The sequence below is a fragment of the Amycolatopsis cynarae genome, assembly GCF_026802195.1.
GTDB classification, from domain to species: domain Bacteria; phylum Actinomycetota; class Actinomycetes; order Mycobacteriales; family Pseudonocardiaceae; genus Amycolatopsis_E; species Amycolatopsis_E rhizosphaerae.
The window spans coordinates 5,460,267-5,481,160 of sequence record NZ_CP113836.1 but is presented as its reverse complement, the minus strand read 5'-3'; the positions used below and the strand labels follow the sequence as shown (position 1 = coordinate 5,481,160).

23 protein-coding genes are annotated in these 20,894 nt (G+C 70.9%); 15 read left to right on the top strand and 8 right to left on the bottom strand.

Features of this window, described 5'->3' with window-relative positions; all coding sequences use genetic code 11:
- The first annotated feature begins 46 nt into the window (after positions 1 to 46).
- The 6 genes from ORV05_RS26235 to ORV05_RS26210 all read left to right on the top strand — a co-directional run bounded on the left by ORV05_RS26235 (position 47) and on the right by ORV05_RS26210 (position 6,019).
- Positions 47 to 1,036 (top strand): DUF3558 domain-containing protein, encoded by a 990-nt coding sequence (locus ORV05_RS26235; protein WP_268754671.1) that lies wholly within the window; start codon positions 47 to 49, stop codon positions 1,034 to 1,036.
- A 59-nt stretch (positions 1,037 to 1,095) separates the two neighbouring features.
- Positions 1,096 to 2,097 carry a dihydroxyacetone kinase subunit DhaK gene (gene dhaK / locus ORV05_RS26230; protein WP_268754670.1) on the top strand — a complete coding sequence of 334 codons (1,002 nt, stop codon included), beginning with the start codon at positions 1,096 to 1,098 and terminating at the stop codon, positions 2,095 to 2,097.
- Between the two features lie 2 nt (positions 2,098 to 2,099).
- On the top strand, positions 2,100 to 2,732 hold the full coding sequence (dhaL, locus tag ORV05_RS26225) for a dihydroxyacetone kinase subunit DhaL (RefSeq protein ID WP_268759901.1): 633 nt from the start codon (positions 2,100 to 2,102) through the stop codon (positions 2,730 to 2,732).
- The gene (gene dhaM / locus ORV05_RS26220) at positions 2,729 to 3,412 is read left to right on the top strand and encodes a dihydroxyacetone kinase phosphoryl donor subunit DhaM (protein ID WP_268754669.1); all 684 of its coding nucleotides are present in this window, start codon (positions 2,729 to 2,731) and stop codon (positions 3,410 to 3,412) included. The genes dhaL and dhaM overlap by 4 nt, the downstream gene beginning before the upstream one ends.
- Positions 3,413 to 3,530: 118 nt before the next feature.
- Positions 3,531 to 5,306 (top strand): 3-hydroxyacyl-CoA dehydrogenase family protein, encoded by a 1,776-nt coding sequence (locus tag ORV05_RS26215; RefSeq protein ID WP_268754668.1) that lies wholly within the window; start codon positions 3,531 to 3,533, stop codon positions 5,304 to 5,306.
- A 95-nt stretch (positions 5,307 to 5,401) separates the two neighbouring features.
- Positions 5,402 to 6,019, top strand: coding sequence for a lysoplasmalogenase (locus tag ORV05_RS26210; protein ID WP_268754667.1), 618 nt, complete (start codon positions 5,402 to 5,404; stop codon positions 6,017 to 6,019).
- 26 nt (positions 6,020 to 6,045) lie between these two features.
- Here the strand turns inward: ORV05_RS26210 and ORV05_RS26205 are convergent, their stop codons facing one another.
- Complete coding sequence (locus ORV05_RS26205; protein ID WP_268754666.1) at positions 6,046 to 6,252, bottom strand: FmdB family zinc ribbon protein; 207 nt, start codon at positions 6,250 to 6,252, stop codon at positions 6,046 to 6,048.
- Between the two features lie 58 nt (positions 6,253 to 6,310).
- Between ORV05_RS26205 and ORV05_RS26200 the strand changes: the two genes are divergently transcribed.
- A complete protein-coding gene (locus ORV05_RS26200; RefSeq protein ID WP_268754665.1) occupies positions 6,311 to 7,441 on the top strand; it encodes an alkaline phosphatase family protein in 1,131 nt (376 codons plus the stop codon).
- Here the strand turns inward: ORV05_RS26200 and ORV05_RS36380 are convergent.
- A complete protein-coding gene (locus ORV05_RS36380; RefSeq protein ID WP_326938087.1) occupies positions 7,428 to 7,541 on the bottom strand; it encodes a hypothetical protein in 114 nt (37 codons plus the stop codon). The genes ORV05_RS26200 and ORV05_RS36380 overlap by 14 nt on opposite strands.
- A 28-nt stretch (positions 7,542 to 7,569) precedes the next feature.
- On the opposite strand from ORV05_RS36380, the gene ORV05_RS26195 reads away from it, so the two are divergent.
- Positions 7,570 to 8,139, top strand: coding sequence for an MFS transporter (locus ORV05_RS26195; RefSeq protein ID WP_268754664.1), 570 nt, complete (start codon positions 7,570 to 7,572; stop codon positions 8,137 to 8,139).
- Between the two features lie 86 nt (positions 8,140 to 8,225).
- Entirely contained in the window at positions 8,226 to 8,513 is a 288-nt protein-coding gene (locus ORV05_RS26190; protein ID WP_268754663.1) for a hypothetical protein, read from the top strand.
- A 6-nt stretch (positions 8,514 to 8,519) separates the two neighbouring features.
- Here ORV05_RS26190 and ORV05_RS26185 read toward each other — a convergent pair whose 3' ends face one another.
- Positions 8,520 to 9,035 carry a GNAT family N-acetyltransferase gene (locus ORV05_RS26185; protein ID WP_268754662.1) on the bottom strand — a complete coding sequence of 172 codons (516 nt, stop codon included), beginning with the start codon at positions 9,033 to 9,035 and terminating at the stop codon, positions 8,520 to 8,522.
- Between the two features lie 39 nt (positions 9,036 to 9,074).
- On the opposite strand from ORV05_RS26185, the gene ORV05_RS26180 reads away from it, so the two are divergent.
- The 5 genes from ORV05_RS26180 to ORV05_RS26160 all read left to right on the top strand — a co-directional run bounded on the left by ORV05_RS26180 (position 9,075) and on the right by ORV05_RS26160 (position 14,676).
- Entirely contained in the window at positions 9,075 to 9,839 is a 765-nt protein-coding gene (locus tag ORV05_RS26180; protein ID WP_268754661.1) for an alpha/beta fold hydrolase, read from the top strand.
- A 484-nt stretch (positions 9,840 to 10,323) separates the two neighbouring features.
- Positions 10,324 to 12,099, top strand: coding sequence for an aa3-type cytochrome oxidase subunit I (gene ctaD, locus ORV05_RS26175; protein WP_268754660.1), 1,776 nt, complete (start codon positions 10,324 to 10,326; stop codon positions 12,097 to 12,099).
- Between the two features lie 95 nt (positions 12,100 to 12,194).
- Complete coding sequence (gene serB, locus ORV05_RS26170) at positions 12,195 to 13,418, top strand: phosphoserine phosphatase SerB (protein WP_268759900.1); 1,224 nt, start codon at positions 12,195 to 12,197, stop codon at positions 13,416 to 13,418.
- Entirely contained in the window at positions 13,415 to 14,170 is a 756-nt protein-coding gene (locus ORV05_RS26165; RefSeq protein WP_268754659.1) for a peptidyl-tRNA hydrolase, read from the top strand. The genes serB and ORV05_RS26165 overlap by 4 nt, the downstream gene beginning before the upstream one ends.
- A 101-nt stretch (positions 14,171 to 14,271) precedes the next feature.
- Positions 14,272 to 14,676, top strand: coding sequence for an OsmC family protein (locus ORV05_RS26160; RefSeq protein WP_268754658.1), 405 nt, complete (start codon positions 14,272 to 14,274; stop codon positions 14,674 to 14,676).
- A gap of 106 nt (positions 14,677 to 14,782) precedes the next feature.
- Here ORV05_RS26160 and ORV05_RS26155 read toward each other — a convergent pair whose 3' ends face one another.
- Together ORV05_RS26155 and ORV05_RS26150 are read right to left on the bottom strand one after the other, a co-directional pair.
- Positions 14,783 to 15,133 carry a hypothetical protein gene (locus ORV05_RS26155; protein ID WP_144591695.1) on the bottom strand — a complete coding sequence of 117 codons (351 nt, stop codon included), beginning with the start codon at positions 15,131 to 15,133 and terminating at the stop codon, positions 14,783 to 14,785.
- 53 nt (positions 15,134 to 15,186) lie between these two features.
- The gene (locus ORV05_RS26150) at positions 15,187 to 17,280 is read right to left on the bottom strand and encodes an ATP-dependent DNA helicase (RefSeq protein WP_268754657.1); all 2,094 of its coding nucleotides are present in this window, start codon (positions 17,278 to 17,280) and stop codon (positions 15,187 to 15,189) included.
- 185 nt (positions 17,281 to 17,465) lie between these two features.
- Here ORV05_RS26150 and ORV05_RS26145 point away from each other — a divergent pair, with 185 nt between their 5' ends.
- Positions 17,466 to 18,116 (top strand): hypothetical protein, encoded by a 651-nt coding sequence (locus ORV05_RS26145; protein WP_268754656.1) that lies wholly within the window; start codon positions 17,466 to 17,468, stop codon positions 18,114 to 18,116.
- Positions 18,117 to 18,324: 208 nt separating this feature from the next.
- Here the strand turns inward: ORV05_RS26145 and ORV05_RS26140 are convergent, their stop codons facing one another.
- Genes ORV05_RS26140 through ORV05_RS26130 form a run of 3 tightly spaced genes read right to left on the bottom strand, consistent with a single transcriptional unit; the run spans position 18,325 to position 20,857 of the window.
- On the bottom strand, positions 18,325 to 18,984 hold the full coding sequence (locus tag ORV05_RS26140; protein WP_268754655.1) for a bifunctional 4-hydroxy-2-oxoglutarate aldolase/2-dehydro-3-deoxy-phosphogluconate aldolase: 660 nt from the start codon (positions 18,982 to 18,984) through the stop codon (positions 18,325 to 18,327).
- A complete protein-coding gene (locus ORV05_RS26135; RefSeq protein ID WP_268754654.1) occupies positions 18,984 to 19,553 on the bottom strand; it encodes a nicotinamidase in 570 nt (189 codons plus the stop codon). The genes ORV05_RS26140 and ORV05_RS26135 overlap by 1 nt, the downstream gene beginning before the upstream one ends.
- A complete protein-coding gene (locus ORV05_RS26130; RefSeq protein WP_268754653.1) occupies positions 19,550 to 20,857 on the bottom strand; it encodes a nicotinate phosphoribosyltransferase in 1,308 nt (435 codons plus the stop codon). Before ORV05_RS26130 ends, ORV05_RS26135 begins: the two co-directional genes overlap by 4 nt.
- Positions 20,858 to 20,894: the final 37 nt, after the last annotated feature.

Below are 20,894 nucleotides of genomic sequence, written 5' to 3'. Positions count from 1 at the left end.
GGCGGTTCGGCTCCTGGCGCGGGGCCGGTGCGGATACGGTGCAGGCGTGCGTTTTCCTGCCCGGTCCGCCCGGCCCCGCCGTCCTGTGCCGATCCTGGTTTCGGCCGTGCTCACCGTGGTCACCGCGGTCACCACCACGGCCTGCGGCCCCGACCTGAGCAAACAGAACTTCCCCCGCACCACGGTCGCCGCGACGGCCGCGAGCGATCCGGGGGCGGCCGCCGGCTCCGCGCTGACGGTCGCGGCGCTGCGCACCGTCGATCCGTGCGGCCTGCTCGACAGCGGCACCCTCGGCGACCTCGGCAAGATCGCCGACGGCGAGCTCAGCCCGTACGCCCTCGGGGAGTGCCGCAATGTGGTGACCGACGCGGGAGGCAAGCGGATCGCGCTGGACCTGCAGCTCGCCGACATCGTGACCGGCTCGAACCCGAGCGGCACCATCGAAGGGCTGCCGCTGAGCGTGGACAAGATCGACGACACCACGTGCAACGTCGACGGCATCACGTCCAAGGAAAACGGCAGCGGCATCAGCGTGCACGTCACCTATAAGGGCGGGGACGCCTGCGGGGCGGGGCAGACCGTGCTGCAGAAGGTGATTCAGCGGCTGCGTGACACCCCGCCGCAGTTGCCCCAGCCGAAGGGCACGCTGCTCACCGTGGACTTCTGCACCCTGCTCGACAACACGACCGTGACCGGCGTGCTCGGCCGTGGTTCGACCGGCTCGTTCTACGGTCTGCACGGCTGCAGCTTCTCCGGTGGATCCGCGGGCGGCTATCTCTCCTACGACCTGACCGCACCGCCCTTGGACGATACGAAGGTGGATCTGGGCGGCGGTGTCACGGGCGACCAGAAGCTGGAGACCAGCGCCGGTAAGCGGTGCACGATCTCCTGGCTGCACCGGTCCGCGGAGAACGGGAAGGGCGAGGTCGTCGAGGTCCAGTACGACAACTACCACGACGACGCGGCCAAGGACGACGCCTGCGGCAAGGCGCTGACGCTGGCCAAGGCGGTACTGCCCAAACTGCCCCGTCCGTAGGTGGCGTCCGGCCTGATTCGCCGGTAGGAAGGGGGCCAGAACCAGCCAACGGAGGCGTTATGAAGAAGATCATCAACGATCCGGAGCACGTGGTCACCGAATCGCTGCGGGGGCTCGCCGCCGCGCACGCCGACCTGCTGCGGGTCCAGTACGACCCCGACGTCGTGATCAGGGCCGACGCGCCGGTGGCGGGCAAGGTCGCGGTGATCTCGGGTGGCGGCTCCGGGCACGAACCGCTGCACGCGGGGTTCGTCGGCCCCGGCATGCTGGACGCGGCGGTGCCGGGCGCGGTGTTCACCTCGCCCACCCCGGACGCGGTGCAGGCGGCGGTCGCCGCCACCACCGGTGAGGCGGGCGCCCTGCTGATCGTGAAGAACTACACCGGGGACGTGCTCAACTTCGAGACCGCGGCCGAACTGGCCGCCGCCGAGGGGCTGGAAGTGCGCAGCGTGGTGATCGACGACGACGTCGCCGTCGCCGACTCCACGTTCACCGCGGGCCGCCGCGGGGTGGGCGGCACGGTGCTGCTGGAGAAGATCACCGGTGCGGCCGCGGCGAGGGGCGACTCGCTGGACGCGGTGGAAGCGTTGGCGCACAAGGTGATCGGGCAGGTGCGCTCGATCGGCGTTGCGCTCACCGCGCCGACCGTGCCGCACGTGGGTTCGCCCAGTTTCGACCTCGCCGAGGACGAGATCGAGTTCGGCATCGGCATTCACGGCGAACCGGGGCGGGAGCGGACCAAGGCCGAGCCCGCCGACGTCCTGGTCGAGCGGATGGTGCGTGCCGTGGCCGAGGACCTGCCGTTCACGCGAGGCGACCGGGTGCTGCTGTTCACCAACTCGATGGGCGGCACCCCGATGATCGAGCTCTACCTGGCGCACGGGATCGCCGAGCGGCTGCTGGCCGAGCAGGGCATCACCGTCGAACGCCGCCTGGTCGGCCCGTACATCACCAGCCTCGAGATGCAGGGCATCAGCCTGACGTTGCTGAAGCTGGATGACGAACTGACCGAACTGTGGGACGCTCCGGTCCACACCGCCGCACTGCGCTGGAGGGCATGAGAATGGGTTGTACGGCCAACGGGGTCGCCGCCGCGCTGCGGGCCGCGGCCGAGGTGGTCGCCGAGCACCGGGTCGAGCTGATCGAGCTGGACCGGGCCATCGGCGACGCCGACCACGGGGAGAACATGAACCGGGGGTTCACCGCGATAGTGTCCTCTTTGGACCAGTCGATGCCCGGAACACCCGGTGCGGTACTCAAACTGGCCGCGACCACGCTGATCTCGAAGGTGGGCGGCGCGGCCGGGCCGTTGTACGGTACGGGTTTCCTGCGGGCCGCCACCGCGGTCGGTGCGGAGTCCGAAGTGGACGTCAAGGCGGTGGCCGCCGCGTTGCGGGCGGCGCTGGAGGGTGTGCAGGCCCGCGGCAAGGCGGTCGAGGGCGACAAGACGATGGTCGATGCACTGCTGCCCGCGGTCGCCGCGGCCGAGCAGGCCGCGGCCACGGAGGGAGCCGACGTCGCCGCGGTGCTGACCGCGGCGGCCGACGCCGCCGCGAAGGGCGCGGAGTCGACCGTCCCGCTGGTGGCCCGCAAGGGCAGGGCCTCCTATCTCGGTGAGCGCAGCGCCGGTCATCTCGACCCCGGTGCGCGCTCCACGGCGCTGATCCTCGGCGCGCTGGCGAAGGCGGCGCGATGAGCGTCGGCCTGGTCCTGGTGTCCCACAGTGCGAAGCTGGCCGAAGGGCTGGCCGAGGTCGCGGCGCAGATGGCGCCGGACGTCACGATCGTGCCCGCGGGCGGGCTGTCCGGAGGCGGGATCGGCACCGACTACGACGAGGTGGTCGCGGCGGTCCAGCGGGCCGATTCAGGTTCCGGGGTGGTGCTGCTCTACGACCTGGGCAGCGCGCAGATGACCGCGGAACTGGCGGTCGAGTCGCTGCCGGAGGCGAACACCGCGGTGGTGGCCGACGCGCCGTTCGTGGAGGGGACGGTGGCGGCCGCGGTCGCCGCGCAGGGCGGTGCCGACCGTGCCGCCGTGCTGGCCGCCGCCGCGGCCGCGGGCGGGCAGCCGGAACTGGAGGCCCACCCCGCCACGAGCGCCCCCGAAGCCGACCGGCTCGAGGTCGTGCTGGCCAACGAGGTGGGCCTGCACGCCCGTCCGGCCGCGGTGCTGGCCAGGAGCCTGAGCGGGTTCGAGGCCGACGTCAGCGTCCTGCTCGGCGACAAGGAGGCCGACGCGCACAGCGTGCTGGCCCTGATGTCGCTGGGCGCCCGCAAGGGTGACCGGATCGAGGTCCGGGCCCGGGGCCCGGAGGCGGCGCAGGCGCTGGCGAAGGTGAAGGAACTGGTCGCGCAGAACTTCGGCGACCCGGCCTGAGCCTCTCGCCCGGCCGGAGCGAGTTCCCGGCGACTGACTCGATCCTGTGGTGCCATCGGGCGCGCGCCATGGCACTATCGGTCCTTATTACCGCCGGGTAACCATCGGAGGGCCGGTTATGACGCGTGAAATCGCGACCGTGGGCGTGGTCGGGCTGGGCACCATGGGGTCGGGCATCGCGGAGGTCCTCGCCCGCAGCGGGCTGGACGTGATCGGGGTCGAGGTCGACGGCGCGGGCATCGCCAGGGCCCGCGGCCATCTCGAACGGTCCACCGAGCGGGCGCTGGCCGGCGGGAAACTGGACTCGCCCGGCCGCGAGGCGCTACTCGGCCGCATCCGCTACACCACCGAACTGACCGACCTGGCCCCCGTGGACTTCGTCATCGAGGCCGTGCCGGAAAGCCTCGAGCTCAAGGCGCAGATCTTCAACGACCTGGACAAGATCGTCGACCCCGAAGTCGTGTTCGCCTCCAACACCTCCTCCCTGTCCGTCACCGAGATCGGGGTGCACACCACCCGGCCGGGCAAGGTCGTCGGGATGCACTTCTTCAACCCGGCCCCGGTGCTGAAGCTGACCGAGATCGTGCGCACCGTGGTGACCGAGCCCGAGGTGATCACCCAGGTGGTCGCCTTCGCCGAGCGGCTGGGCAAGACCCCGGTGGTGATCGGCGACCGCGCCGGGTTCATCGCCAACGCGCTGCTGTTCGGCTACCTCAACCACGCGGTGCGGATGTTCGAGCAGCGCTACGCCACGCGGGAGGACCTCGACGCCGCCATGCGCTTCGGCTGCGGCTACCCGATGGGCCCGCTCGCCCTGCTGGACCTCATCGGCCTGGACACCGCCTACGAGATCCTCGAGTCGATGTACCGGCAGTCGCGCAACCGGCTGCACGCCCCCGCCCCGCTGCTCAAGCAGATGATCACCGCGGGCCTGCTGGGCCGCAAGACCGGCCGCGGCTTCTACACCTACGACGCGCCCGACTCGCCGATCGTGGTCGACGCCGCGGACGAGGCGTCCGCTGTTGCCAGCGCTGACGTGCGCCCCGTCGGCAAGGTGGGCGTGGTCGGCACCGGCACCATGGCCACCGGCATCGCCGAGGTCTTCGCCAAGCGGGGGTACCAGGTGATCCTGCGGGCGCGGACCACCGAGAAGGCCACCGCCGCGGTGGCGAAGGTCGGCGGCTCGCTCGGCCGCGCGGTGAAGAAGGGCCGGATGTCCGAAGAGGACGCCGCCGAGGTGCTCGCCAGGATCACCCCGGTCACCGACTTCGCCGATCTCGCCGAAGTGGACCTGGTGATCGAGGCCGTGGCCGAGGATCTCGCCGTGAAGCGCTCGGTGTTCGCCGCGCTGGACGAAGCGGTACGGCCGGGCGCCATCCTGGCCACCACCACCTCCTCGCTGCCGGTCATCGAATGCGCCGCCGCCACCACCCGGCCCGGCGAGGTGGTGGGCCTGCACTTCTTCAACCCGGCTCCGGTGATGAAGCTGGTCGAGGTGGTGCACACGATTGCCACCGCACCCGACGTGGTGGCCACCGCCTACGCGCTGTGCGCCGCCGTCGGCAAGCACCCGGTGCACTGCGGCGACCGTGCCGGGTTCATCGTCAACGCGTTGCTGTTCCCGTACCTCAACGATGCGGTCAAGATGCTCGAGGCGCACTACGCGGAGGCCGACGACATCGACACCGCCATGAAGGTCGGCTGCGGGCTGCCGATGGGCCCGTTCGAACTGCTCGACGTGGTCGGCCTCGACGTCTCGCTGGCGATCGAGCGCACCCTGTTCTACGAGTTCCGCGAGGAGGGCTTCGCCCCGGCCCCGCTGCTCGAACACCTGGTGACCGCGGGACGACTGGGCCGCAAGACGGGCAAGGGTTTCCGGGACTACACGGTCTAGGGTGCGGTGAGCGGGGGACGTTTGCTGCGAATCAATCGCCGCAAACGTCCCCCGCTGCCAGGCTCAAGGCGCTCGAAAGGCACGAAGGAGGCGGTTTGCGGGCGAAGTACGCGCTGGTCGCGGTGGCCGACACCACGCTGGCACTGCTGGGGGCGTCCCGTTGGCGCAAGATCACCAAACCGGCGCTGATGCCCGTGCTGGCGGCCGAGAACCGGCCCGCCGGTCCGGCGCCCGCGCTGGGCCTGCTCGGTTCCTGGGCGGGGGACGTCGCCCTGCTGCGCGGCGGCGACCGGGCGTTCCTGACCGGGCTCGGTTCGTTCCTGGCCGCGCACGTCGCCTATACGGGGGCCTTCGCGGCCCGGGGCGGGCGCCCGCGGGCGCGACTCGTCGTGCCGGTGGCGGTGACCACCGCGGCGACGGCGGCGGTGCTGGGCCGCAAGGCAGGCCCGCTGCGCCGCCCGGTCCAGGTCTACGCGCTCGCGATCGGCACGATGGGCGCCGCCGCGACCACCGTCCGGGGTCCGGGTGCCGGGCGGATCGCGGCGGGGGCGGCCGCGTTCATGGCCTCGGACAGCCTGCTGGCGCTGGGCCGGTTCGTGCTGCCGAAGCGGTGGGCCAGGGTGACCGACGCCGGGGTGATGGCCAGCTACACGCTCGCGCAGTGGCTGATCCACGACGGTCTCCGGCAGCACGACGCGAACGCTCCACACTAGACGGTCCGGGCGACGCCGCGCAGTGGTCAGCCGCAGCCGCAGGCACCCCCGCAGCAGCCGCCGCCCGCCGGGGCCGGGGTGGCGGCGGAGCCGGTCAGCGCCACCGTGGTGAGCAGCTTGACCGTGTCGGTGTGGCCATCGGGGCAGGCCGCGGGCGCGCTGGACTCGCTCATCGGCCGGTTCACCTCGAAGGTTCCGGGGCATTCGCGGCAGCGGTAGGCGTAGGTCGGCATGAGCCGATTATCGCGCAGGAAATGCGAACCCGCGGCCGTGCCTGCCAAGCTGGCAGGCGTGGACCTCCCAACGCTGCCCGACCGCCCGCACCTCGCCGAGGTCGTACCCTCGGTGCTTGCCGTCCTCGGTGTGCCGCGCTTCGAGAACACCCTGGACCTTCCCCCCGCCGCCGGTGCCTGTGTGCTGCTCGTCGACGGGCTGGGCTGGGAGTTGCTGGAGGACCACGCGGCCGACGCACCCGTGCTCAGCTCGCTGAGTAGGAGCTCGCTGCGGGTCGGCTATCCCGCCACCACCGTCGCCGGGCTCGCCGCGATCGGCACCGGGCTGGCCTCCGGCGAGCACGGGATGACCGGCTACACCTTCGAGATGCCCGGCGTCGGCGTGCTCAACGCGCTGCGCTGGCGCCGTCATCCTGGCGGCCCCGAGCTGACCGGGCAGCTGGCTCCCGAGGACGTGCAACCGCTGCCGACCACCTTTTCCGCCGCCGCCGACGCCGGCGTGCACGCCTGCGTGGTGTCGGAGGCGCAGTTCGCGCGGTCACCCCTGACCAGGGCGGTGCAGCGGGGGAGCCGGTACGTGGGTGTGCACGCGCTGGGGGATCTGGCCGCGTCGGTGCTGTCCGTACTGCGGGAATCGCCGGGGTTCTGCTACGCCTACCACAGCCAGCTCGACCTGATGGGACATCTCTACGGCCCCGGTTCCCCCGCCTGGCGACAGCAGTTGCGGCAGGTGGACCGGCTGGTGGAAGCACTGGTCGAAGGCCTGCCCGCGGGGCGGATGCTGCTGGTGGTGGCCGATCACGGCATGGTCACCGTGGACGGCACGGCGGTCGACCTCGACGCGATGCCCGGGCTGACCGAGGGAGTGCGCGAGATCGGCGGGGAGGCCCGCGCCCGGCACGTGTACACGGTCCCGGGCGCGGCGGACGACGTGCTGGCCGCGTGGCGTGCGACGCTCGGCGAGCACGCGTGGGTGGCCGGGCGTGAGGAGGCGATCGCGGCCGGATGGTTCGGCCCCCGGGTGAGCGACCGGGTGCGGCCGCGGATCGGGGACGTGGTCGCCGCCGCCCGCGACGGGTTCGGCATGCTGCGCAGGCAGGCCGAGCCGATGGAATCGGCGCTCGTCGGGCAGCACGGCTCGGTCACCACGGCCGAACAACTGGTGCCGCTGGCGATCAGCTGCCGGTAGCGGCGCCCTGCGGGGGACGCAGGCCGTCGAGGACGACGGTGATCAGCCGCTCGGTGGCCTCCGGCGTGGCCTCGGCCGCCAGTCCGATCGCGTGCCCCATCCGCAGCAGGTCGCCCGGTTCGACGTCGGTGCGGACCGCCCCGGCCCAGCCGCTGCTCCCGCTGCGCCTGTTCGCCGACCGCAACCGGGCCGCCGCCTACGTCAACTTCTGCCTCGGGCCGATGGCGGGCATGTCGATGTTCTTCTTCCTCAGCCAGTACCTCCAGCACGTGCGCGGCATGAACGCGCTGGCCACCGGATTCGCGTTTCTTCCCATGGCACTGCTGGTGTTCACCATGAGCAGGCTCATCCCGCGGCTGCTGCCCCGCTTCGGCCCCAAACCGGCCGCGCTCGCGGGCACGGTGCTCATGATCGGTGGTCTGGTCCTACTGACCCGGTTGACTGTGGAAAGCGGTTACTTCCCCCTGCTGTTCGTCGCCATGGTGCTGATGGGACTCGGGATGGGCCTCGCGTTCGCCCCGCTCAACGTGATCATCATGGCGACCGCGCCGTCGCGCGATGCCGGAGCGGCCGGCGGAGTGCTCCAGACCATGCGGCAGACCGGTGCGACCCTCGGCCTGGCGATCCTGGTCACCGTGTTCGGATCCGCCACCCGGACCGCCACCGGTGCGCCGCACCAGATCCTGGTCACCGCATGACCGCCGCCTTCGTCGCTCCGCGATCATCGCCGGCATCACGTTCGCCGTGGCGCTCACCTTCCGGCGCGCGCGATAGCGTTGAAGGCATGCCGCGCCGCAACCGAGGACACCGTGGCCGCCCCGAACCGCGGGCGGCCACCGGCTGGGCGCGCGCGGAATCCGCGCCGGACGGGGAATGGCTCGTCCGCACCGTCCCCGGAGCCCAGGCGGTGAAGGTGTACCGCTGTCCCGGATGCGACCACGAGATCGGCGCCGGCGTCCCGCACGTGGTGGCCTGGCCCGCCGACGAGGCCGGATCCGTGGCCGACCGCCGCCACTGGCACGGCGCGTGCTGGCAGGCCCGCGCCCGGCGCCGGCCCACCCGGCGGCGCTGACCCGCTTCAGGCGGGGCCGCGGCGGAAATGCCTGCTGGGCACCCCGTCGTGGACGCTGTCCCGGTAGGGCTGGAAACCCAGGCGTCCGGCGACCCGGAGCGACGGGGTGTTGGAAAGGGACACGCTGATCTGGACCGGGTACCGCGGGACGGTGCGGTCGGCCCAGGCGATCACCGCCGAGGCCATCTCCGTGGCGTACCCCCTGCCCCAGAACTCCGGCCGGAAGCGGTAGTAGAGGTTGAGGATCTCCTCACCGTCGAACTGCCGCAGCTGGAGTCCGCCGACCCCGGCGAAGGATCCGGTCGCCGTCTCGACCACCGCGACGTAGCAGAACCCCAGCTCGGCCCAGTCCGCCAGCCACGAGTCGAACTTGGCCAGGCTCTCCACCCGGTCCGGCGGCGTGGGATTGTGCCGGTTGGTCCGCGGATCGGTCTGGATCTCCACGACCGTCTCCCGGTCGTCTTCGGTCAACCGGCGCAGCGTCAGCCTGCCGGTGCGGATCTCGGGGAACTCGACGGTCACGGCGCGAAACTAGCGCGAGGGTCCGACAGAATGCGGGACATGGCCGAGCTCCCGCTGATCCTGTTGCACGCCTTCCCCGTCGACGCCCGCATGTGGGACCCGGTACGGGCGCCGCTGGCCGCCCGGCTCCGGCTCATCACCCCCGACCAGCGCGGCCTCGGCCGCACGCCGCTGCCGGAGACCGAACGCGCCCCCAGCCTGGACGACGCGGCCCGCGACGTGGTCGCGCTGCTCGACAAGCTCGGACTCGAACGCGCGGTACTGGGCGGCTGCTCGATGGGCGGCTACCTCGCCATGGCGGTGCTGAGGCTGGCGCCGGAACGCGTCGGCGGTCTCGTACTGATCGACACCAAGGCGAGCGCGGACACCCCCGAAGCGGCCGAGAACCGTGCCCGCGTCGCGGAACGCGCCCAGGCGGAGGGCGTCGCGGGCTGGCTCGCGGAGTCGATGCTGCCGAACGTGCTGGCGGAACGGACTCGCACCGAACGTCCGGAAACCGTGCAGGCCCTGCGCGAGCTCATGGACGCGCAGCCGCCCTCCGGGGTCGCCTGGGCGGCCCGCGCCATGGCCGCGCGGCCCGATTCCCTCGACGTGCTGGCCGCCGCACGGGTGCCTGCCCTCGTCGTGGTCGGCGAGTACGACACCCTCACCCCGCCCGAGGCCGCCCGCGCCATGGCGGACGCCGTGCCCGGCGCGGAACTGGTGACCCTGCCCGGCGCCGGGCACCTCACCCCGCTCGAAGACCCCGAGGGCCTCGCCCGCGCGATCCTGACTTGGTGGGACCGCCACCTGACCCGGAAATGAACGGCGCCCCCGTCCGGTAAGCGCACACTCGCTTCCTGTGACACTGGGGAAAAGCGATGGGTTCCGAATATGACGTGGGAAACGCCACAGCGCGGCCGTGAGTCCACCGCGAAAGGTGCGGACCTGCGTTTTTGGCGGGGCCGCTATGCCCGGTGCGTCCCAATCCGGGACAGGGCCGGCCGGGCCCGTCCGCCCCACCGGAGTGGGCCGCGCGGACCGCGGCGCGCGGGCACTCCCGTTCCCGCCGGGAACCTGCCCCACCAGCGGCTTCGATGGGAAAGCGGGTGCCGGCGAACGGTCGGCGGACAAGCGGCGAGCGCGCCCCGCCACGCCCGTCTCACGCCGTGCCGGGGTGAGAAAATTCCGGAAAGGCCGTGATCTTCCCGGCCGGTGCGTACCCTTGTCGGCCCTGGGGGATACGATCCGAGCGGCTGCCCAGGCGGCCGTTGACCCGACACCGAGGTTTGAAGTCTTGGAGGCAGGAGTGACAACCGTAGCCCCGCAGCCGATCGTCACGCGTCCCTATCCGGCGCGAGAGGCGGCCAAGGGTTCGTTCCTGCTGCGGTTGTTCCGCACGACGGACCACAAGCAGATCGGCATCATGTACCTGGTCACGTCGTTCGCGTTCTTCATGATCGGCGGCGCGATGGCGATGCTGATCCGTACCGAACTGGCTCGTCCGGGACAGCAGTTCCTTTCGCAGGAGCAGTACAACCAGCTGTTCACCATGCACGGCACGATCATGCTGCTGATGTACGCGACGCCGATCGTCTTCGGTTTCGCGAACTTCATCATGCCGCTGCAGATCGGTTCGCCGGACGTGGCGTTCCCGCGGCTCAACGCCTTCTCCTACTGGCTGTACCTCTTCGGCAGCACCGTCGCCGTGTCCGGCTTCCTCACGCCGGGTGGCGCCGCCGACTTCGGCTGGTTCGCCTACACGCCGCTGTCGGACGCGATCCACTCGCCCGGTGTCGGCGCCGACCTGTGGATCGCCGGCCTGGCCATCTCCGGTCTCGGCACGATCCTCGGCTCGGTCAACATGATCACCACGATCGTCTGCCTGCGCGCCCCCGGTCTGACCATGTACCGGATGCCGATCTTCACCTGGAACATCCTGATCACCAGCCTGCTGGTACTGATCGCGTTCCCGATCCTGACCGCCGCGCTGCTGGGCCTGCTGGCCGACCGCCGCATCGGTGCCCACGTGTTCGACGCCGCCAACGGCGGCGTGATCCTCTGGCAGCACCTGTTCTGGTTCTTCGGCCACCCCGAGGTCTACATCGTCGCGCTGCCGTTCTTCGGCATCGTCTCCGAGATCATCCCGGTGTTCTCGCGCAAGCCGGTGTTCGGTTACAAGGGCCTGGTCTGGGCGACGCTGAGCATCGCGGCGCTGTCGGTCGCGGTGTGGGCGCACCACATGTACGCCACGGGCGCGGTGCTGCTGCCGTTCTTCTCCTTCATGACCTTCCTGATCGCGGTGCCGACCGGCGTCAAGTTCTTCAACTGGATCGGCACCATGTGGAAGGGGCACCTGACCTTCGAAACGCCGATGATCTTCTCGATCGGCTTCCTGGTCACCTTCCTCTTCGGTGGCTTGACCGGCATCCTGCTGGCCGCGCCCGCGCTGGACTTCCACGTGTCGGACAGCTACTTCGTGGTGGCGCACTTCCACTACGTGCTCTACGGCACGATCGTTTTCGCGACCTTCGCCGGGATCTACTTCTGGTTCCCGAAGATCACCGGCCGCATGCTCGACGAGAAGCTCGGCAAGCTGCACTTCTGGACCACCTTCATCGGGTTCCACACCACCTTCCTGGTGCAGCACTGGCTGGGTGCGGAGGGCATGCCGCGCCGCTACGCCGACTACCTGCCCACCGACGGGTTCACCTCGCTGAACATGGTTTCGACGATCGGTGCCTACATTCTGGGCGCGTCGACCCTGCCGTTCATCTACAACGTGTTCAAGAGCTACCGCTACGGCGAAGTCGTGACGGTGGACGACCCGTGGGGCTACGGCAACTCGCTGGAGTGGGCCACCTCGTGCCCGCCGCCGCGGCACAACTTCACCGAGCTGCCCCGCATCCGGTCCGAGCGGCCCGCGTTCGAACTGCACTACCCGCACATGATCGAGCGGCTGCACCGCGAGGGCGAGATCAGCTTCACCGGTAAGCCGCGGGTCGAAGGCGGTGCCCCGTCCCAGGTCCTCACCGAGGCGGCCATCCCCGGCGCCCACGACAAGGACAACGCGAGCGAACAGTGATCGGAAAGGCCCGGCCGCGCACCGGTGCGCGTATCCCCGCGCCGGTGCCCGGCCGGGCCTCGATCGTTCAACAGAGGAAAAGAACAGTGAGTGAGCTGACGCCTGTCCTGATCACGACTACCGGCCCGGACAAGCCTGGCGTCTCCTCGGTCCTGTTCGCCGCGCTGACCCGGCACGGTGTCGAGTTGCTCGACGTCGAGCAGGTGGTGATCCGGGGACAGCTCGTGCTGGGCGTCCTGGTCGGGGTCGGGCACGATCCCGAAGGACTGCAGGAAGCCGTCGAACAGGCCATGGCCACGGTCGCGATGCGTGTCGAGGTCAAGATCGGTGACGCCATCGGCGAGGACCCGTTCGCCCCGGCCCGGCCGGGTTCCACCCACGTCGCGGTGGTCCTGGGCCGCCCGCTGACCGCGCGCGCGTTCACCGACGTCGCACGCCGCATCGCCGCTCTCGGCGCCAACATCGACACGATCCGCCGGATCGCCGACTATCCGGTCACCGGACTGGAAATCCACCTGACCGTCCCGGAAGACACCGAACAGGCCGACGCCGAACTGCGCTCGGCCCTCGCCGACGAGGCCTCCAGTGGCGGTCTGGACATCGCGGTGGAGCAGGAGGGCCTCGCGCGGCGCGCCAAGCGGCTCATCGTGTTCGACGTCGACTCCACCCTGGTGCAGGGTGAGGTCATCGAGATGCTCGCCGCGCACGCTGGGGTCGAGCCCAAGGTCCGCGAGATCACCGACGCCGCGATGCGCGGGGAACTCAACTTCACCGAGTCCCTCGAACGCCGGGTGGGTCTGCTGGCCGGTCTGCCGGAGTCCGTGCTGGACGAGGTGGCCGAATCCATCGTCCTCACCCCCGGCGCCCGGACCACCGTGCGCACGTTGAAGCGGCTCGGCTTCCGGTGCGGTGTGGTGTCCGGCGGCTTCAAGCGGATCATCCAGCGCATCGTCGACGACCTCGGCCTCGACTTCGCCGCCGCGAACGAGTTGGAAGTGGTCGACGGCAAGCTCACCGGGCGTGTCGCCGGCGACATCATCGACCGTGAGGGCAAGGCGATCGCACTGCGGCGGTTCGCGGAGCGCTACGCCATCCCGCTCGACCAGTGTGTCGCGGTCGGTGACGGTGCCAACGACATCGACATGCTCCGAGCGGCAGGCATGGGCATCGCGTTCAACGCGAAGCCCGCGCTGCGCGAAGTCGCCGACACCGCCCTGTCCCACCCGTACCTGGACGCCGTGCTGTTCGTCCTCGGTGTCACACGCGCCGAGGTCGAGGCGGCCGACGCGGCCGACGGCCTCGAACTCAACCGGCCGTGAGCACACTGGAACCACTGGCGGCCCGCTACGCGTACTGGCTGGGGCTGCCCGCCGAGGAAACCGCGCTGCCGGAGGCGACCCCCGACGAGGTCCGGGCCATGCCGGTCATCCTGCGCATGGAGAAGGCGGACCCGCCCGGCCGGACGCCGCTGCTGGAGGCCGCCGCGGCCGCCGCGGTGGCCGTCTGTCTCGACGAGCGCGCACAGCCCGGCGGGGAATGGCACGACGCGCTGCACGCCTGGATCACCGGTCACATCCGCAAGGTCGCCCGCCGGGCTCGCGGGGCGCACTGGCAGGCGGCACAGGCGTTTCCGGGCGTCACAGTGACCGTCGGCGGCGCCGAAGTGCGGGCACTCGTGCCGGGCCGTGTGGTGGACGTGCCCAAGGAGATCGGCAGGCTCCAGATCTCGGGCAGCGATCTGCTCCCGGACGAGCCCGGCGAGGCACCGGAGGATGTGCCGCTGGTGCTGCTCAACCCCGAGGTCGCGATGACGGTGGGCAAGGCGGCCGCTCAGGTCGGCCACGCCACGATGATCCTGGCCTCCCTCCTGACCCCGGCCCAGCTCGACGCCTGGAAGGCGCGTGGGTACGCGTGCGCGGTGCGGACGCCGACCGTGGCGCAGTGGAAGCAACTGCACCCCGGTGACGACCCGGCGGGCGCCTGGCGCTCTCGCCAGGTCATCGCGGTTCGCGACGCCGGTTTCACGGAGGTCGCGCCCGGCACGGTCACCGTCCTGGCCCAATGGCGCTGATCTGGTGAATCCGCCGTCCCGGCTCCTGGGATTTTCCCCGTGGGGAACAGGAAGAGCCCGGACGGGGTTGAGCCGGGTGGATTCCGGCGGAGGGAGTGGTTGTGGGACTTGAGGTTCAGCGCGTGGGTGAGCACGAATTTCTCGGGCGCAACGAGCGGGGGGCCGAGGTCCGGATCGGGCGCAAGGGAGCCGAGGGCGCTTTCTCCCCGGCCGAACTGCTCGAGATCGCGACGGCCGGCTGTTCGGCCGTGACGGCGGAACAGCTGATCACGCGCCGCCCCGGCGATAATTCCCGGTTTTCGGTGGCGGTGGAGGCGGACCGCCGGGAGGGTGCCTCGGAACTCGACGCCCTGCACATCCGGTTCGATGTCGACTTGTCCGCACTGGACGGTGACGAACGAGCCGCGCTCGCCACCGCCGTCAACCGCGCGATCGATCGCCTGTGCACGGTCAGCCGGACCCTGAAGAAGGGCATTCCCGTGTACGACGAGTTCCCAGCCGAGTGAGCCGGGCGGCCCCGCGCGGGCCGCGCTGACACCTCTCGAAACCGGAGCAAGGGATGTTTACTACGGCCCGAACCGTAGTAAACATCCCTTGCTCCATGAACAGCCTCTAGTTCGAGGAGGCGTCCTCCGCCTTCCACACCACGTACGCCTCGTCGGCATCGGTGGTCATCGCCTCGACGAACTTCTCGTTGTCGAACCCCGGCAGGCTCTGCAACCGTTCGATCAACGCGTCGGCGGCCGGGTCACCGCTGGGCACGGCGGTGCCGTTGCCGTTCGCGCCGGCGAGCATGAGGAACACGTCCTCTTTCCACGGGCCTTCGGGGATCACTCTGATCACGACGGCGGACAACTCCTCCCAGGTGACCGACTCCTCGCTGCCGTCGGCGAGCTGGCGGCGCACCCCGATGTCGTCGACGCTGACCGAACGCGATTGCGCGTGACGCGGGTCCTGGGACACAGTGCTCCTTCGTCCTTACGTTCCGTTCACGGTAGCGTCCGCGCCCTGTCGCATCAGACCGGGGCTGCCGCGTCGAGCCGGCGCAGCGCCCCGCGCGCCGTCTCCGGATCCGTGGTGGGCCACAAGGGCGGCAGCGAGGCCCGCAGGAAGCCCCCGTACCGGGCGGTGGCCAGGCGCGAGTCGAGCACCGCGACCACGCCGCGGTCGCCCACCGACCGGTGCAGGCGCCCCGTGCCCTGCGCAAGCAGCAGCGCGGCGTGGGTGGCGGCCACGGTGAGGAATCCGTTGCCGCCCCGGGCTTCGACGGCGCGCTGGCGCGCGGACAGCACGGGGTCGTCGGGGCGGGGGAACGGGATGCGGTCCACGATCACCAGTTGCAGGGAAGGGCCCGGCACGTCAACCCCCTGCCACAGCGAGAGCGTGCCGAACAAGCAGGTTCGCGGGTCGTCGGCGAATTTCTGCACCAGCAGGGACGTGCTGTCGTCGCCCTGGCACAGGATCTGGTAGCCGATCTTCTCGCGCAGCTCCTCCGTGGCCTGCTTGGCCGCCCGCATCGAGGAGAACAGGCCGAGCGTGCGTCCGCCCGCCGCGTCGATCAGCTCCGCGATCTCGTCCAAAGTAGACGGTTGTAGGCCGTCCCGGCCGGGAGCGGGCAGGTGTTTGGCGATGTAGAGGATGCCGTTGCGCCGGTGGTCGAAGGGCGACCCGACGTCCAGCCCGGTCCACCGGATGTCTTCGTGGTCGGTCGGCGGCGGTTTCTCCGTGGCGGTGCCAGCGTCCCCGGCCGGTGCGGCCTGCGCCGTCCCAGCGGTCTTTTCGGCGGCCTTCTGGGTGGCCTCGACCGACGGCGGCAACCCCCACTGGCGGGCCAGCGTGTCGAACGCGCCGCCGAGGGTCAGCGTGGCCGAAGTGAGCACCGTGGTGGTCGTGCCGAACAGGCGTTCACGCAGCAGACCCGCCACCGACAGGGGCGCCACGTGCAGAGCGGGGGGCCGGTTGCTCATGCCGTAGCGGTCGGCCGACAACCACACCACATCGCGCTGGTGCGCGGTGTCTTCGTCGAACGCCTCGAGCAGCCGTGTCGCCGTGTCGTGCACCTCCTCCACCTGGGAACGGGCGAGTCTGCGGGCGGTGGCCTCGTCGAGGTCCTCCTTGCGGTCCGAGCCGAGCGCGGTCAGACAGGCGTGCGCCGCGTCGCGGACCGCCGTGACCGCCCCGCCCAGCGCCTTGGGCAGCGCATCGAGCCTGCCGGGCGGAAGGTCTTCGACGATGAGCGCCAGGCCTTCGCTCGCCTCCTGCAACCGGTCGGCGGTGTCGGCATCGATCAGCTTGCCGCACCGGCGGACGGCGATCGCCACCATGGACGCGGTCAGTTCGCCGGTGGCCACCGAGGTGACCCGGTCGACCAGTTCGTGCGCCTCGTCGACGATCACCAGATCGTGCTCGGGGAGTACCTGGTAGCCCTGCATCGCGTCGATCGCCAGCAGTGCGTGGTTGGTGACCACCACGTCCGCGCGCCCGGCCTCGGCGCGGGCCCGCTCCGCGAAGCAGTCGGCGCCGACCGGGCAGCGCGACGCACCGAGGCATTCCTTCGCGGTGACGGAGACCTGCCGCCACGCCTGTTCGGAAACCCCGGGAACCAGTTCGTCGCGATCGCCGGTCTCGGTGTCCGAAGACCACTCCCGCAGCCGCGTGACCTCCTTGCCCAGGCGCGACACCGCGAACGGGTCGAACAGGCCCGGGTCCTCCGGCTCCTCGGGGGCGCCGGAGTCGAGCCGGTGCAGGCACAGGTAGTTGCGCCTGCCCTTGAGGATGGCGAAGGTCGGTTCGCGGCCGAGCGGTTTCTTCAGCGCCTTCGCCAGCCGCGGCAGATCACGGTCGACCAACTGCCGTTGGAGCGCGATGGTGGCCGTCGAAACCACCACCGTGGTGTCCTTGACGATGGCGTGCCGGATGGCAGGCACCAGATAGGCGAGGGATTTCCCGGTGCCGGTGCCCGCCTGCACGGCGAGGTGCTCCCCGGTCCGCAACGCCCGGCCGACCGCCTCGGCCATCTTCACCTGGCCGGGACGCTCGGCTCCGCCGAGCGCCTCCACCGCGTGGCTGAGGAGTTCGTTGACACCGGGAAGTTCGGAAGGGGCGGGCACCCGACAAACGGTACCGGCACCCACCGTCGGAAATCGCCGGGCGTCACCCGTGCCCGCACCCTCTGTCTTCCGCACGACCAGCGCATCTCACTCCTCCGGGTGATATGGCGGATTCCGGGTCAGGACCGGCGCGCGGGGCGCCGATGACGAGGAGGATCTTCGTCGCTCGTAGAAGGGAGCGGTTCATGAGGAAGGCCAGTCGGCTGGCGGTGGCCGGTGCGGCGTTGTGCCTGGTGGTGGTCCCCGCACCGGCCTGGGCGGCCGCGGATCCGGCCGCCGGGTCCGCGTCGGCCGGGGCCGCCGACATCACGGTGGACGGGCAGCGGGCGTTCGTGGATCCCACGGCGCCCTGTGAAACCGGGACGGCGCCGTCGGGGCAGAGCGATCCGGTGCGGGTCGGCACGACCACCAGGTTCGGCACGGCGACCAGCACCTGCGGCCTCAACCCCGACGGCACCGCCAACGTCAAGGCATCCGGGCAGCGCTTCGAAACGTCGGTGCTGCAGCGCTACGGCGGTCCCTTGATCCGCGTTCGGGTGTTCTCGGCCGCCTGTTCGACCACGGCCGACGGCAGCAGCGGCCGCATCGAACTGAGCGGGGTGACCGGGATCACCCTGCCGCAGGAGATTCCGGCGAACTACACGATGAGGATTCCCGGCCGGACCCCCGGCACGCCGCCGGTGGCCGAAATCGTGGCGAACGAGTTGATCGCGCCCACCCCGCCGGACGGCAGCCTGACCGCACACGCGCTGCACATCCGGTTGTTCCCGGAGGGCGGCCCGGCCTCGGGGGACATCGTGCTCGGAACCGCCAGCTGCGATCCCTTCGGCCGCTGAGCGGGGCCTCGGGAGAAGAGAAACACCGGACGGGTAGGGCGGCTGCGCCTCGCCCGTCCGGTGTTTTCGTGTTCAGCCGAGCTCGCGGCGCAAGCCATCCAGAGAGTGCACGACGTCGTCGAGATCGGCGGGGCGAACCGGAGCAACTGCTGCCGTGCCGGGGTGGGCACGGGGAATCGCCACCCCGGCACGGCCGCGCGGCAGTGGTCTAGACGAACTTCCCCGCGAGGGCCGCCAGTTGCGAGGCGCGCTTGCCCAGCTCGTCCAGCCGCCCCCCGCTGATCGCGTCGCCGATGACCGGCTCACCGGCCGCGACCGCGAACGCGCCCGCGCCGAGGTAGGACTCCACCTCCGCCAGGGTCACGCCGCCGGTGGGCACCAGCGGGATCTCCGGCAGCGGCACACGCACCGCCTGGATGTAGTCCGGCCCGCCCAGCGGCGCCACGGGGAACACCTGCACCACCGCGGCGCCGTGACGCCAGGCGGACTCGATCTCGGTCGGGGTCTGCGCCCCGCACACCACTGGCAGCCCGTACTGCTGCGCCCGGTCCAGCACCTCGGGCGAAAAAACCGGCGTGGCAAGGAAATCCACGCCCGCCGCCACGCAAGCGTCCACATCGGACAGTGTGCGGACGGCGCCGGCGCCGACCATGGTGTCCGGGCCGAGTTCGACCTGCATGACCGAGATCGCGTCCAGCGCACCCGGGGTGGTCAGCGCGGTCTCGATCACGCGGATCCCCGAGTCGTAGAGCACCTGCGCCACGTCCGGGAAGTAGTCGGTGTCGTCGGCGCGCAGAATCGTGATGACCCTGCTCGCGGCCAGCCGCTCACGGAACCGGATGTTCTGCTTCTTCAACGTCGCGCGCATCAGCCGACCCGAGGGGTTCCGGTGAGGGCCACACCCGCGGCGGACAGTTCCGCCAGTGTCCGCTCGACGGTGTCGGCGGCGACGCCCGCGGTCAGATCCAGCAACACCCGCACCGAAAAACCGGCGCGCGCGGCGTCCAGTGCGGTCGCCCGCACGCAGTGGTCGGTCGCGATGCCGACCACGTCCACGGCGCTCACGTCCCTGGCGCGCAACCACGCTTCGAGCGTCTCACCACTGTCGGTGGTGCCTTCGAACCCCGAGTAGCCGTCGCTGTACTGGCCTTTGTCGAACACCGCGGCGAGCGCCGAGGTGTCCAGTACCGGGTGGAAGTCCGCGCCCGGCGTGCCCGCCTCGCAGTGGCGCGGCCACGACCGCACGAAATCCGGCTCGTCGCTGAAATGGTCACCGGGATCGATGTGGTGGTCACGCGTGGCCACCACGTACTCGTACCCGCCTGCGGCGAGGTACCCGGTGATCTTCTCCGCGGTCTCCGCGCCGCCGGCCACCGCGAGGGAACCGCCTTCGCAGAAGTCGTTCTGCACGTCCACCACGATCAGTGCCTTGCTCACTTCTTCTCCTCGAGGAACACGGTGGGGATCGCGGGTTCGCCGTGGGACAGCTTCAGTCCCTCCCACGGCAGGCTCACCAGGCCGCGCCGCAACCGCCGGCGGGCATCGTCCAGCGTAGGCAGGTTCTCCACCGGCTGTCCCGCCTTCAGCAGCGGAATCTGCAGGATGCGGTCGTGCGCACCGGGCTCCGGCGGCGCCGCGGTGGGGAAGACGACCTCCTCGATCGCGGTGCCGGTCGCCTTGTGGCGTCGCAGCGCGCCCTTCTGACCGCCCCGGGAAGCCTTGTTCTCACTGCGTTTCGCCACCGGTCTGCCGTCGACTTCGACCAGTTTGTAGACCATCCCGGCGGTGGGCGCGCCGGATCCGGTGACCACGGAGGTGCCGACGCCGTAGGCGTCCACCGGTTCGGCGCGCAGCGCGGCGATCGCGTGCTCGTCGAGATCACCCGACACCACGATCCGGGTGTCCTTGGCGCCCAAGGCATCGAGCTGTTCCCGCGCCTTGCGGGCGAGGACCCCGACATCCCCGGAGTCGATGCGGATCGCGCCCAGTTCCGGGCCCGCCACCCGCACCGCCGTTTCGATCCCCGCCGTGATGTCGTAGGTGTCGACGAGCAACGTGGTGTCCGTGCCCATCTTTTCCACCTGGGCACGGAAAGCATCCTCTTCGCTGTCGTGCAGCAACATGAAGGCGTGCGCGACGGTGCCGCGCGTGGGAATGCCGTACCGCCGCCCCGCCTCGAGGTTGGAGGTGGTCGCGAAGCCGGCCAGATAGGCGGCACGCGCCGCGGCCACGGCCGCGTACTCGTGGGTGCGGCGGCTGCCCATCTCGATGATCGGCCTGCCGTGTGCGGCGGCCGACATGCGCGCCGCGGCGGAGGCGATGGCACTGTCGTGGTTGAGGATCGACAGGATCAGCGTTTCGAGCACGACGGCTTCCACGAAGCTGGCGCGCACGGTCAGGATGGGCGAGCCGGGGAAGTACAGCTCACCCTCCGGGTAACCCTCGACGTCGCCGGTGAACTCGTAGTCCGCCAGCCACGAAAGGGTCCCGTCGTCCACCACAGAGGTGGCGGAAAGCTGGGCGATTTCCGCGTCCGTGAAGCGGAAATCGGCGATCGCGTCGAGCACTCTGCCGGTGCCCGCGACGACCCCGTAACGGCGCCCGTCGGGCAGGCGGCGGGCGAAGACCTCGAACACGCACGGGCGGTCGCCGGTGCCATCGGAAAGGGCGCTGGCCAGCATGGTGAGCTCGTAGTGGTCGGTGAGCAGTGCCGTGCTACCCGGCGTCTCGGGGAAAGCCATGGCGATCAGCCTATGAGGTAGCCCTAGCGCACCCCGA

Excerpts from the sequence above, each read along its gene's own strand:
- dhaK (WP_268754670.1), top strand. The coding sequence starts at position 1,096 with ATGAAGAAGATCATCAACGATCCGGAGCACGTGGTCACCGAATCGCTG.
- ORV05_RS26140 (WP_268754655.1), bottom strand. The coding sequence starts at position 18,984 with ATGCGCGCGACGTTGAAGAAGCAGAACATCCGGTTCCGTGAGCGGCTG.
- ORV05_RS26130 (WP_268754653.1), bottom strand. The coding sequence starts at position 20,857 with ATGGCTTTCCCCGAGACGCCGGGTAGCACGGCACTGCTCACCGACCAC.
- ORV05_RS26190 (WP_268754663.1), top strand. The coding sequence starts at position 8,226 with ATGCCGCGCCGCAACCGAGGACACCGTGGCCGCCCCGAACCGCGGGCG.
- dhaL (WP_268759901.1), top strand. The coding sequence starts at position 2,100 with ATGGGTTGTACGGCCAACGGGGTCGCCGCCGCGCTGCGGGCCGCGGCC.
- ORV05_RS36380 (WP_326938087.1), bottom strand. The coding sequence starts at position 7,541 with ATGGGGCACGCGATCGGACTGGCGGCCGAGGCCACGCCGGAGGCCACC.
- ORV05_RS26215 (WP_268754668.1), top strand. The coding sequence starts at position 3,531 with ATGACGCGTGAAATCGCGACCGTGGGCGTGGTCGGGCTGGGCACCATG.
- ORV05_RS26205 (WP_268754666.1), bottom strand. The coding sequence starts at position 6,252 with ATGCCGACCTACGCCTACCGCTGCCGCGAATGCCCCGGAACCTTCGAG.
- ORV05_RS26180 (WP_268754661.1), top strand. The coding sequence starts at position 9,075 with ATGGCCGAGCTCCCGCTGATCCTGTTGCACGCCTTCCCCGTCGACGCC.
- ORV05_RS26145 (WP_268754656.1), top strand. The coding sequence starts at position 17,466 with ATGAGGAAGGCCAGTCGGCTGGCGGTGGCCGGTGCGGCGTTGTGCCTG.
- dhaM (WP_268754669.1), top strand. The coding sequence starts at position 2,729 with ATGAGCGTCGGCCTGGTCCTGGTGTCCCACAGTGCGAAGCTGGCCGAA.